Source organism: Aliiroseovarius sp. ABM4_368, from assembly GCF_056161205.1.
This window is the reverse complement of sequence record NZ_JBSWYR010000001.1, coordinates 960,230-972,627: the sequence shown is the minus strand read 5'-3', so window position 1 is coordinate 972,627 and position 12,398 is coordinate 960,230. Positions and strand designations below refer to the sequence as shown.

Below are 12,398 nucleotides of genomic sequence, written 5' to 3'. Positions count from 1 at the left end.
AGGCTGGCCTTAGTGACGCAGCGTGTCTGGTCTGAAAACGAAACAGGGCGCCGAAAAGGGCACCCTGCATTTCTGATATAAAACGGCCAGCTTTACTTAAAGCTGCGGCTTTCCTTGATCTGATCCCAAGCCCAGCGGACCTCTTGCAGCTGGTCTTCTTGGCTGCGGTCGCCGCCATTCATGTCTGGGTGCAGAACCTTGATCAGCTTCTTATAGGACTTGCGGATCTCGGCCTTGGTCCAGTGATCCTTGGCTTCCAGAATGTCGATGGCGCGTCGTTCCGTGGGGGGCAGCTTGCGGGTGCCGGTGATCGATTTGCCGGGGTTTTGCGTGGCGTTGGCGCCCAGAACCTGATGCGGATCGTCCACGCCCAAACGCGCCCAAGCACGCTGTTCGTCCTTGGTGCCGAAGGGTTTGGTCTCGCGTTCCCACACGCGGTCCTTGTCCATCTGCTCGTCCATTTCCTCTTCGGACGCGCCGTCGAAGAAGTTCCATTTCAGATTGTATTCGCGCACGTGATCTTTGCAAAACCACTTGAACTCGTCCAAATGATCGGGCGAGCGGGGCGCGCGGTATTGGCCCGGCTCTTGACAGCCCGGATGCTCGCACACGCGTTTCGAGGTCTCGAACGCGCCAGACATCCCTCGCTTGCCGCGTGGGTTCTTTTTCTTGGCGGCGGAAACCGACATATCAAAACCAAAAGGATCGTCGTTGGACATGATAACTACTCTTTTCGACTCGGACCCGAGAGTTTAGTGCTTTTTCACAGGGATTGAAGAGGGAACTGCGAAGAAATGAACAGATTGGAACGAATTCATCAGGCGCTTAGTGACGCGTTTTCCCCGGAACATCTTGAAGTCATTGATGAAAGCGAGCAGCACCGGGGGCATGCGGGCTATCAGGACGGGGGCGAAAGCCATTTCCGTGTCATCATCGGTGCGCCAGAGTTTGCCGACATGTCGCGAATTGCGCGCCACCGCGCCGTGCACAAAGCCATCGGCGCGGATCTGGTCGCCGAGATCCACGCCCTTGCGCTTGAGATTTCGGGTTAACCGGCTTTCGGCTTAACGTTCGTCGCGATCCACACTGGGCGCGGCGTCGTTGGTTTCGTTCGCATCGGTGGCTGAAGGCAGCGAGGGGGCAAAGTTCTCTTCCGTCGCATGGGTCTCTTCATCAGCCACGACCGCGACAGCCGCAAAATCAGCATCTGCAACTTGGTCTTCAGACAGCTCAGCAATGGCGCGGCGGAACACCAGCATGTTCTGATACACGGTCGAGCGCCCCGTCAGGCCCGAGCGTTCTTCGCTGGGCAGCGTGTCGGTGCGCAGGTATTCCCATCCTTCGGCACCGGCCTCGTTCAGCACGTCTTGAATGGCAAGGGCAAAGCGGGCCTCGGACCCTTTCACACCACGGGCTTTCTTGCCTTTGCGCGGGGCAGGGATCACTTGGTATTCGTAGCGCGTCATGGGCTGACCTTTTCAGTTTGTCTGGCTTGTCGCCGTATAGACGGTTTTCGGCGCAAGGGCCAAGAGGGAACCACATAAGCGGCGGATTGCCCCGATTGGGCTACCCCACCAAACGCGGAGGGGTGTCCTGCTTTAGGGCCGTGGCTTCGGCGCGGGACAGTTGTTCACCTTGTTTGCGCTTCAGAAGCACCTCGCGGGCGCGGGCGTATTGGTCGTCTTCCCAAAAGATCAAGCAGCCATTGCAACCCTTGCCACAGCAGCCATCCGTACCGACACGGTTGGTTTTCAGGCGGGTTTCGCGCCCGTCTTCTGCAATGGCGTCGGCCAGATCGTCGCGGCGTTTCTCATACGCTTTGGTGTTCTCTTTTCCTGAGATTTCAAGCCCTTGCGTCAGCTTGTCAAAGCGAATGCGCTTCCATTGCTCGTCCGTCAGGGCCTTTTCCTTGCGCAGCACAGTGAAGGCGGGGAAGCGGGCTTTCAGGTCGTCCAGATCTTCGTGATCAAACAGCGCAAACGGCACGCGGATCGTGGTTTTGGTGCTGCCATGGACGACCTCTTTGATGTCGCCCTTGTGGTAGTCTTCGAATTCGTACATCCGCAACAGGACCGTCTCGCGCGCGATGGGCGAGATGAATTCCAGCACCTCGCCGGCTTCCAACTTGTTCTTCACTTCGACAAGGAACGCATCCTCGGTCACGTCCGTTACAACGCCCGCATATTCCCACTGCGCCAGCGCGGCAGTGTGTTCATAGTCATGGGCGTAATTGGTCAGGCGACCCTCGTGGAAGGCCAGCGTGTAGCCGCGGTTTCCGACGGCCTCAAGCTCGCGCATGTAAGGCTTCGGATCCCAGTTTTCGGGGTCTTCGTAATAGTCATCAATCGCCATGCGATAGGCGCGGGCAACGATGGCACAGTAATATTCGGACTTGCCGCGGCCCTCGACCTTCAGGCTGTCGACGCCGATCTTCAGATATTCATCCAGCTTCGGCATGATGCACAGATCGCGCGAGTTCAGGATGTAAGATCCACGCCCATCTTCCTCGATCGGCATGAATTCCCCGGGGCGGCAGCCTTCTTCCAGCAGGAATTCGAACATGTCGGCGTTGTCTTCGGTGATGTTCAGGTCTTCGATCGTGCCGTCTTTCAGGCGCATCCTGACGCCATAGTTCCAACGGCAGGAATTTGCGCAGTTGCCTTGGTTCGCACCGCGCTCGGCCATGAAGTTGGACAGCAAGCAGCGGCCCGAATAGGTCATGCACATGGCACCGTGGACGAAGGCCTCAAGCTTTACATCCGGGCATTCTTCACGAATTTCAACCAGCTCGGGATACGAGACTTCGCGGGCCAGAACGACCAGTTCCGCGCCTTGATCTTCCCAGAATTTCACCGACAGCCACGAACAGACATTCGCCTGCGTCGAGATGTGCAGCGGCAGTTCAGGCGCGCGGGTGCGCACGTATTGGAACACGCCGGGATCGGCGATGATCAACCCGTCGGGCTTCACCTTGCGGACGGTGTCGATATATTCGTCCAGTTTCGGGATGTCTTTGTTATGGCTGAACAAATTCAGTGTCAAATAGGCGCGGCGGCCGTGGTCGTGGCAGAACTGAACGCCCTCGATCACCTCTTCCAGAGAAAACTGCGACTTGGTGCGCAGCGACATATCGGGCGTGCCCAGATAGACCGCGTCCGCGCCGTAAAGTACGGCCATTTTCAATTTCCGCAGATTGCCCGCAGGCATCAGAAGTTCCGAGCGTCGCTGTGACATGTTGATCCGTTCGCGTTTGTGGATGTGGCGCGCTTCTATCAGTCACGCGCGCACATTTCCAGTGCGTAAGATCAGGGCCAAGGTCAGGGCCAAGGTCAGGGGATGTCCAACACGATCTTGCCCATGTGCCCCTTGCTGGCAAAGCTCTTTTGCGCGTCGACGATCTGCTTCAGCGGATAGGTCTCGGCGACAAGCGGGCGAATTGCGCCACTTTCGATGCGCTTGATTAGGTTGGGGAACACCTCATGCTCCAGCACCGTGCAGCCAAAAAAGCTGAGGTCTTTCAGATAAAGTGTGCGCACATCCAGCGTGACCTCGGGCCCGCCGATTGCGCCTGCCACCGCATAGCGTGCGCCTTGGCGCATCACGTCCAGAAGGGCAGGCCAGCCAGGGCCGGCGACAAGGTCGATCACCACGTCAATGCTGTTTTCGCCAAGTTCGGCCACCAGATCGGCGTTGCGATCCAGCGCCTTTGCCGCGCCCAGATCTTCCAGCAGAGCGATCTTGGCCGGGCTGGTCAGCGCGATCACTTCGGCCCCGCGGGCGCGGGCAAGTTGCACGGTGGCAGACCCTACACCGCCCGAGGCGCCGGTAACCAACACACGGTCGCCTTCACCAACGCCCGCGCGGGTCAGCATATTTTCCGATGTCGAGTACGAGCAAGGGAAAGACGCCAGCTCGGTATCGCTGAGCGGGCTGTCGATCTTGTGCGCGTGGCGGGCGGCGACCTTGGTGAATTGCGCAAAACCTCCGTCACATTCCGACCCGAAATACATCGCGTCGCTGAACGGTGCATCCGGCGCGCGCATGCTGGGTTCGATCAAGACGCGTTCGCCGATCCGGGAGGCGTCCACGCCATCGCCGACGGCTGAAATACGCCCGCAGACATCCGCCCCTTGAATCAGGGGAAGCTTCAAGGCTGTACCGCCCCAGCTGGCGTCTTCGGCGTCATTGTCACCTTTGGAATACCAGCCAATCCGGGTGTTCAGGTCGGTGTTGTTGACCCCAGCCGCCCCAACACGGATCTGCACCTCGCCCGGTCCGGGGGCCGGAATGGGCAGGTCGGTCCGATAGGACAGTTGGTCATAATCGCCATGTCCGGTTAGCAGCACGCCGGTCATTACTTCGTTGGCCATTCTCAAACTCCGTTCTGGTTTGGTGCAGCTTGGACCGCCGGGTTGCGGCTGACCAGCCGAAACGCGACCAGTGCATGTTGCGCAAAACAAAAAAGCCGGACACGCGGCCCGGCTTTTTTGTGTGCTTTGTAAGTGGATTAGAGGCCCAGCTTGGCCGACACAATCTCGTTCACCGCTTTCGGGTTGGCCTTGCCGCCGGTGGCCTTCATCACCTGACCAACGAAGAAACCGACCAGCTTCGGGTTTTCCTTGGCCTTTTCGACCTGCGCGGGGTTTGCGGCGATCACCTCGTCCACGGCGGCTTCGATGGCGCCTGTGTCCGTGACTTGTTTCATGCCGCGCGCTTCCACGATCTCGGCCGGATCGCCACCTTCGGTATAGACGATTTCGAACAGATCCTTGGCGATCTTGCCCGAGATGTCACCCTTGGTGATCAGCGCGATGATGCCGCCGAGTTGCGCAGGCGTAACCGGGCTTTCGGTGATCGAGTGGTCTTCTTTCTTCAGACGACCAAAGAGTTCATTGATCACCCAGTTCGCGGCCAGCTTGCCATCGCGACCTTCAGCCACTTCTTCAAAGAAAGCGGCGTTTTCGGCTTCGGCGGTCAGAACGTCAGCGTCATATTCCGACAGGCCAAACTCGTTCACGAAGCGGGCTTTCTTCTGATCGGGCAGCTCGGGCAGGGTCTTGGCGATGTCATCCACCCACGCTTGTTCGATCTCGAGCGGCAACAGGTCAGGGCAGGGGAAGTAACGATAGTCGTGTGCTTCTTCCTTGGACCGCATCGAGCGCGTTTCGTTCTTGTCCGCGTCATACAGGCGGGTTTCCTGAACGATTTCGCCCCCATCTTCCAGAATGGCAATCTGGCGGCGGGCTTCATAGTCAATCGCGGCCTGAATGAAACGCATCGAGTTCATGTTCTTGATCTCGCAGCGTGTGCCCAGATGGCCGAAATCCTGCGTTTCCATGTATTTTTCATACTGGCCGGGGCGGCAAACAGACACGTTTACATCGGCACGCATGTTGCCGTTCTGCATGTTGCCATCACAGGTGCCCAAATAGCGCAGAAGCTGGCGCATTTTGGTGACATAGGCGGCGGCTTCCTCGGGGCCACGGATGTCGGGGCGCGACACGATCTCCATCAGCGCGACGCCCGTGCGGTTCAGGTCGACGAAGGACATGTTCGGGTCCATGTCATGCACGGATTTACCGGCGTCTTGTTCAAGGTGGATCCGCTCGACCCGCACTTTGCGCGCAATGCCGGGGCCCATATCCACGATCACTTCGCCTTCGCCCACGATGGGGTGGTAAAGCTGCGAAATCTGATAGCCTTGCGGCAGGTCCGGATAGAAATAGTTCTTGCGGTCGAAGGCGGAAAACAGGTTGATTTGGGCATTCATACCCAGACCCGTGCGCACCGCTTGTTCCACGCAGAATTCGTTGATCACCGGCAACATGCCCGGCATGGCGCTGTCCACGAAGGCAACGTTCGAGTTCGGCTCGGCGCCAAATTTGGTCGAAGCCCCCGAAAACAGCTTCGCATTCGAGCTGACCTGAGCGTGGATTTCCATCCCGATGACCAGTTCCCAGTCGTCCTTTGCCCCTGCAATCACTTTTGGTTGCGGGCTTTCATAGGCGAGATGATCAAGCATGTGTGTTTTCCCAAGTATCAAAACCTGTCCGGGTTCTAGTAGAGCCTGCGCGCAGGGGCAAGAGGGCAGGCGGGCGGGGTGTGGGCGAACTTGCCGATGAATGCAAGAAATGCTGCGATGCAGCAATTTGAGCTGTATCGTCAAGGTTGTATTTTCGGGGACATGCCAAGGTGAATGCATATCAGCGTTGCAAATAAGGAATATCAGCAAGTTTCGGCCTATGCTGCAATGCCGCAATAGAGGGGTTGCAATACGCAACCAACCTCCTTATCTGCCCCTGATCAGGCGCCGGGGAAGCGTCTGAAACCGATGTAGGTGGGAAAATGAAACGGATTATGATGGGCCTTGTGGCCACAGTGATGCTGTCGAACTCTGCTTCGGCCGAGAACTTTTTTGGCACGAGCGCGACGCGTCAGCCAGTACTGACCATGAAGTGGGATGAGAAGCCGCAGGCGAAAGCCTGGACCGATGCGACCATCGCTGCTTTGGAAAACCACGGCACCGCGTTGTCGCAAAGCGTGCCTGCTGACATTGCCGATTGGTGCCCGGATTACGTAAATCAGGACACCGAAGGGCGCAACGCCTTCTGGGCGGGCCTTCTGTCGTCGCTATCTTTCTATGAAAGCACATGGCGCCAGACTGCCGTTGGCGGCGGTGGCAAATGGTACGGGCTGGTTCAGATCCTGCCCGCCACAGCCCGCGGCTATGGCTGCGAAGCACGCTCGGGCGAGGCGCTGAAAAATGGCGAGCTGAACCTCAGCTGTGCCGTGCGTATCATGTCGGTGACCGTGCCGCGTGACAACGTGGTTTCACGCGGGATGAAAGGCGTCGCCGCCGATTGGGGCCCGTTCCATTCCAAGCGCAAACGCGAAAGCATGCGGGAATGGGTGCGCGCGCAGAACTATTGCACCACCGGCTAAGCCCGGACCGAACAGTACTAAGACCGGTCCTGAGGTCGGTCAGAATGGAAAGGGCGGGGAAGTTCCCCGCCCTTTTTTAATGGCCTCAGCCGTTCAGAATGCGCCCCAGCATCTCTTGACTGTCGCGGCTTAGACCTTCCGTGGCCAGAACACGTTCGATCTGGGCTTTCATCAGCTCTTGGCGGTCAACGTCATAGCGCCGCCAAGTCTCGAACCCAGACGACATGCGCGCCGCGATCTGAGGGTTCACCGGGTCCAGTTTGATCAGCCAGTCCGCAAACAGCTTGTATCCTTCGCCGGAAGCGATGTGGAATCCAGCGGGGTTTGTCATCAATGCGCCAAAGACCGCCCGGAACCGGTTGGGGTTTTTCCAGTTGAACGCGCTATCTTTGGTCAGCTTTTCAGTCACTGATACAACGTCCTCTGGTGCAGCGTGATAGATCTGCATCGAGAACCATTTGTCCATCACCAGCTCATCGTCTTCAAAGCGCTTGCGGAAATCGGCCAGAGCGGCGTCGCCTTTCTGGGCCTGAAGCAAATACCCCAGTGCACCCAGCTGCAACGTCATGTTGTCAGCCCGGTCATAAAGCGCCTGTGCCGCGGTCCCGCCATCCAGACGGTTCAGAAGGTTCATCAGACCCAACCCAAGCGCGCGTTTGCCCGCTTGTTCCGCATTGGGTTGGAACGGTTCGGTCACTTCCATTTCTGCCATCAGGCGCGGCAGCAGGTCTTGCAGATGTTCCGCCATCGCCTGCCACAAGGTTTGCTGGGCACGATAGATTTTCATCGGGTCCGGCGTCGCGCCCGCGTCAAACAGGGTCTGCGCCAGATCGTCCTGACTGGGCAATCCCAGCGTCAATGCGCGGAAGGCGGGATCAAGGTTGTCGTCGCGCAGCATAACGGCGATGGCGCCCAGATAGTCGTCCAGCGGCGCGTCTTCACCGGTGATCAAGGCAACCAGCACGTCCTTGGCCAGCGTCCGCCCGGCTTCCCATTTGTTGAACGGGTCCGTGTCATGGGCCAGCAAGAACGCACGTTCATGGGCCGAGGTCTCGCGCTCCAATATCACTGGGGCCGAGAAATGGCGCAGGATTGAGGGCACGGGTTTCGCCGCCAGCCCTTCGAAGGTGAAGCTCTGCTCACCCTCGGTCATTTCAAGGATCTGCGTCGGCTGCACTTCGTCGCCATTCGGACCCAACAACCCCACCGCCAAAGGAATATGCTGCGGCAGCTTTTCGTCCTGACCCGGAGTGGGGGGCGTCGACTGTTTGAACGTCAGCGTATAGGTGCCGTCGTTCCAATCGTCAGATACAGCGACGCGCGGCGTGCCGGCCTGTTTGTACCAGCGACGGAACTGCGTCAGATCGCGCCCGGTGCTGTCTTCGAACACTTTCACCCAGTCTTCGATCGTCGCGGCCTCGCCATCGTGGCGAGTGAAATAGAGGTCCAGTGCCTTGTCATAAGCATCATCGCCCACCAAAACCCGCAACATGCGGATCAGCTCGGCCCCTTTTTCATAGATCGTGGCCGTGTAGAAATTGTTGATCTCGACAAAGCTGTCGGGCTGGACTTGGTGGGCCAGCGGGCCATTGTCTTCACGGAACTGACGCCCGCGCAGGGCCGACACATCGTTGATACGGCAGACGGCTTCCGACCGCATATCGCCCGAAAACTGCTGATCGCGGAACACGGTCAGCCCTTCTTTCAGGCTCAGTTGGAACCAGTCGCGGCAGGTGATGCGGTTGCCGGTCCAGTTGTGGAAATACTCGTGGGCAATGATGGCCTCGATCCGCTCAAAATTTGCGTCGGTGGAGGTTTCGGGGCTGGCCAAAACAGCGGAGGTGTTGAAGATATTCAGCCCCTTGTTTTCCATCGCCCCCATGTTGAAGTCAGACACAGCGACGATCTGGAAAATGTCCAGATCATACTCGCGGCCATAGACTTCCTCATCCCATTTCATCGAATCTTTCAGCGCCTGCATCCCGAACGCGGTCTTGCCTTCGTCGCCCGGGCGGACCCACAGTTTCAGGTCCACATCTTTGCCAGACATGGTGGTGAAACTGTCTTCGCGGGCAACTAATTCGCCAGCTACCAGAGCAAACAAATAGGCCGGCTTGGGCCACGGGTCGTCCCATTCGGCCCAACCATCGCCCGAGGCCACCGGGTTGCCGTTTGACAGCATCACAGGCTCGCGCCCCTCGATGCGCACCTTGAACGGCGCCATCACGTCGGGGCGGTCGGGATAGTATGTGATGCGGCGAAAGCCCTCGGCCTCGCATTGGGTGCAATACATGCCGTTCGACATGTAAAGCCCCTCCAACGCAGTGTTGGTTTCGGGGCTGATTTCGACCTCGGCCTCCCACGTAAAGGGCGCGTCAGGGACGTCTGCCTTCAAGCCAGTTTCGACCAGTTCGGGCGTGATGTCGGTGCCATCAATCGCAGCGCGGATCAGCCTAAGCCCTTCTCCGTGTAGGAAAAATTCTTTGGATGTGGCCTTGGGGTTCGGCGTGAACTGGATTTTCGACACCACGCGTGTTGCGGTTGGGTGCAGGTGAAAGACCAGCTCGACCGCGTCGATCAGATATGCGGGGGGCGTGTAGTCGGCCAGATAGATCGGTTGAGGGGCTGCGTCTTTCATGAGAAATCCTTCAAGCATGAGTCCAGACCCGAAACCTATGCTTGTGCGGGCAGGGCTGCAAGCCCGTGCTGATGCCCCGCCGCCCGGTTCAGGTAAGTCGCGCTTAACCGAGTTCAAAATAAACCCACTTGCGCATCTGTTTCGTATCGGAAACTCTTGCGCCAACACACAGGTTTCACAAGAGGGGTCGGGATGAGCGACTATATCGAACGGGCAGGGCTTCAGGTTCATCGCGAGCTGGGCCGCTTTCTGGAAACACGGGCGCTGGCGGGAACTGCGCTGCGCTATAACGATTTCTGGAAGGGGTTTGCGCAGATCCTGTCTGATCTGACCCCGAAAAACCGCGCGCTTTTGGAGAAACGGACGCAGATTCAGCAGCAACTTGATGACTGGCACAAAGCCCGCGCAGGTCAGCCCCACGATGCCGACGCCTATCGCGCGTTTCTCGAGGAAATCGGCTATCTGGTGCCCGAAGGCCCCGATTTCGCGATCGAGACCGAGAACACCGATCCCGAGATTGCCCTGATCCCTGGCCCACAGCTTGTGGTGCCGATCATGAACGCGCGTTATGCGCTGAACGCGGCGAATGCCCGGTGGGGCAGTCTTTATGACGCGCTTTATGGCACCGACGCGTTGGGCGACCTTCCAGAAGGCGGCGGCTATGACCCCGTGCGCGGGGCGCGCGTGATTGCAGCAGTGAAAGGGTTTCTGGACGGCGTGCTGCCCCTTGCAGATGGCAGCTGGTCAGAGGCTGTGATGATCGGAAAGACCCCGCCCGCGCTGGCCAATCCGGGGCAGTTCTTGGGCAGCCGCGACGGAAGCTATTATTATGAAAACAATGGCTTGAAGATCGTTCTTCACTTTGATGAAACGACGGATATCGGTGCCTCTGATCCGCTGGGCTTGTCCGACGTTCGTTTGGAAAGCGCCCTGTCCGCGATCATGGATTGCGAAGACAGCGTCGCGGCTGTGGACGCCGAAGATAAGGTTCTGGCCTATGACAATTGGCTGGGGCTGATGAATGGCTCGCTGACGGAAGAGGTCACAAAAGGCGGCAAAACCTTCGAGCGTAAGCTGAATGACGATCTGACTTTCGACGGCCCCGATGGTGAAGTCACTTTGAAGGGCCGCGCGCTGATGCTGGTGCGCAACGTGGGTCACTTGATGACCAACCCGGCAATCCTTTTGCCGGACGGCTCGGAAGTGCCGGAAGGGCTGATGGACGCGGTGATCACGACGCTTTGCGCCATGCATGATCTGAATCGCGAGGGCGGGAATTCGGTCACCGGTTCGCTTTACGTGGTGAAACCCAAGATGCACGGGCCAGAAGAAGTCGCGTTTGCAGACGAGATATTTACACGGGTTGAAGAGCTGTTGGGCCTACCGCGGTACACTGTGAAGCTGGGCATCATGGATGAAGAACGCCGTACATCCGTGAACTTGAAGGAATGCATCCGCGCCGCCAAACACCGCGTGGCCTTCATCAATACAGGTTTCCTTGACCGCACCGGCGACGAAATCCATTCCTCGATGGAAGCTGGGCCGATGATCCGCAAGGGGGACATGAAAAACGCGCCTTGGATTGCATCTTACGAAGATCGCAATGTGGATATCGGGCTGGCCTGTGGTCTGAAGGGCAGGGCGCAGATCGGCAAAGGTATGTGGGCCGCACCCGACCGGATGGCGGATATGCTGGATCAGAAAATCGGTCACCCCATGTCAGGCGCGAATTGCGCGTGGGTGCCAAGCCCCACCGCCGCGACCCTGCACGCGACGCATTATCACCAAGTGGATGTGCTTGCGCGTCAGGACGAGCTGCTTGAAGGCGGCGCGCGCGGCACGCTGGAGGACCTGCTGACGATCCCCGTGGCCGCGGGCGTGAACTGGTCCGAGGATGAAATCCGAGAGGAAATCGAAAACAACGCCCAAGGCATTCTTGGCTATGTGGTGCGCTGGGTTGATGCTGGCGTCGGCTGCTCGAAAGTGCCGGATATCCACGATGTGGGCCTGATGGAGGACCGCGCGACCTGCCGGATTTCCAGCCAAGCGCTGGCAAACTGGTTGCATCACGGCGTCGTCTCGGAAGACGAGGTCATGGCCGCCCTGCGCAAAATGGCTGCGAAAGTGGATGCACAGAACGCCGGTGATGTCAGCTATCAGCCGATGGCTCCGGGCTTTGACGGGGTCGCGTTTAAGGCCGCCTGCGACCTTGTGTTCAAGGGCCGTGTGCAGCCGTCTGGCTATACTGAACCTGTGCTGCACGCACGCCGTCTGGAAAAGAAATCAAAGGTTTGAGGGAAATTATGGATCGTATCACTTTGGACGCAGCACGCGTTATCATTCACAACACGATGGCCTATGGCAAAGACAAGGGGATGAAACCCTTGTCGGTTGTGGTGGTCGATGCAGGCGGGCATGTGCTGGCCTTTGAACGCGCAGACGGGACGCCTCCGGGCCGGTTCGACATCGCGCGTGGCAAGGCCTATGGCTCGGTCATGCTGGGGATCGGTGGCACCGCGCAACGCGACCGGGCCGAGGCGCAGGCCTATTTCATCGCAGCCGCCGGTGCGGCCTATGACGGCAAACTGGTGCCGGTGCCGGGGGGCATTCTGGTGCGCAATGATGCGGGCGATGTGATCGGGGCAGTGGGCGTCACCGGTGACACCTCGGAAAACGATCTTGAGGCCGGATCGGTCGGGATCACAGCCGTAGGGCTGACGGCCGACGGCTGATCAGCAGTGATCACACTCGGACGACGGGCAGCGTAAGGGGTTTGAACTTCCCTTTGCGCTGTTTTACGTTCCGGGAAATGAACAAG

General features: G+C 58.7%; 10 protein-coding genes. 4 read left to right on the top strand and 6 right to left on the bottom strand.

Annotated features, from left to right (window positions below):
- Positions 1 to 92: 92 nt before the first annotated feature.
- Entirely contained in the window at positions 93 to 719 is a 627-nt protein-coding gene (locus ACXAH3_RS04795) for a DnaJ domain-containing protein (protein WP_474860920.1), read from the bottom strand.
- 75 nt (positions 720 to 794) lie between these two features.
- On the opposite strand from ACXAH3_RS04795, the gene ACXAH3_RS04790 reads away from it, so the two are divergent.
- Positions 795 to 1,052 (top strand): BolA family protein, encoded by a 258-nt coding sequence (locus ACXAH3_RS04790; RefSeq protein ID WP_474860919.1) that lies wholly within the window; start codon positions 795 to 797, stop codon positions 1,050 to 1,052.
- A 12-nt stretch (positions 1,053 to 1,064) separates the two neighbouring features.
- On the opposite strand, the gene ACXAH3_RS04785 is transcribed toward ACXAH3_RS04790, so the two are convergent.
- The 4 genes from ACXAH3_RS04785 to gatB all read right to left on the bottom strand — a co-directional run bounded on the left by ACXAH3_RS04785 (position 1,065) and on the right by gatB (position 6,022).
- On the bottom strand, positions 1,065 to 1,466 hold the full coding sequence (locus ACXAH3_RS04785; RefSeq protein ID WP_474860918.1) for a DUF4177 domain-containing protein: 402 nt from the start codon (positions 1,464 to 1,466) through the stop codon (positions 1,065 to 1,067).
- Between the two features lie 100 nt (positions 1,467 to 1,566).
- Positions 1,567 to 3,234, bottom strand: coding sequence for a U32 family peptidase C-terminal domain-containing protein (locus tag ACXAH3_RS04780; protein ID WP_474860917.1), 1,668 nt, complete (start codon positions 3,232 to 3,234; stop codon positions 1,567 to 1,569).
- A 95-nt stretch (positions 3,235 to 3,329) separates the two neighbouring features.
- Entirely contained in the window at positions 3,330 to 4,370 is a 1,041-nt protein-coding gene (locus tag ACXAH3_RS04775; RefSeq protein WP_474860916.1) for an alcohol dehydrogenase family protein, read from the bottom strand.
- Between the two features lie 137 nt (positions 4,371 to 4,507).
- Positions 4,508 to 6,022 carry an Asp-tRNA(Asn)/Glu-tRNA(Gln) amidotransferase subunit GatB gene (gene gatB / locus ACXAH3_RS04770; protein ID WP_474860915.1) on the bottom strand — a complete coding sequence of 505 codons (1,515 nt, stop codon included), beginning with the start codon at positions 6,020 to 6,022 and terminating at the stop codon, positions 4,508 to 4,510.
- Positions 6,023 to 6,345: 323 nt separating this feature from the next.
- Here gatB and ACXAH3_RS04765 point away from each other — a divergent pair, with 323 nt between their 5' ends.
- A complete protein-coding gene (locus ACXAH3_RS04765; RefSeq protein ID WP_474860914.1) occupies positions 6,346 to 6,942 on the top strand; it encodes a transglycosylase SLT domain-containing protein in 597 nt (198 codons plus the stop codon).
- A gap of 85 nt (positions 6,943 to 7,027) precedes the next feature.
- On the opposite strand, the gene pepN is transcribed toward ACXAH3_RS04765, so the two are convergent.
- Positions 7,028 to 9,580: an aminopeptidase N gene (gene pepN, locus ACXAH3_RS04760; RefSeq protein WP_474860913.1), complete on the bottom strand. Its 2,553-nt coding sequence runs from the start codon at positions 9,578 to 9,580 to the stop codon at positions 7,028 to 7,030.
- 192 nt (positions 9,581 to 9,772) lie between these two features.
- Between pepN and ACXAH3_RS04755 the strand changes: the two genes are divergently transcribed.
- Positions 9,773 to 11,875, top strand: coding sequence for a malate synthase G (locus tag ACXAH3_RS04755; RefSeq protein ID WP_474860912.1), 2,103 nt, complete (start codon positions 9,773 to 9,775; stop codon positions 11,873 to 11,875).
- Positions 11,876 to 11,883: 8 nt separating this feature from the next.
- A complete protein-coding gene (locus ACXAH3_RS04750) occupies positions 11,884 to 12,312 on the top strand; it encodes a GlcG/HbpS family heme-binding protein (protein WP_474860911.1) in 429 nt (142 codons plus the stop codon).
- The last annotated feature ends 86 nt before the right edge of the window (positions 12,313 to 12,398 follow it).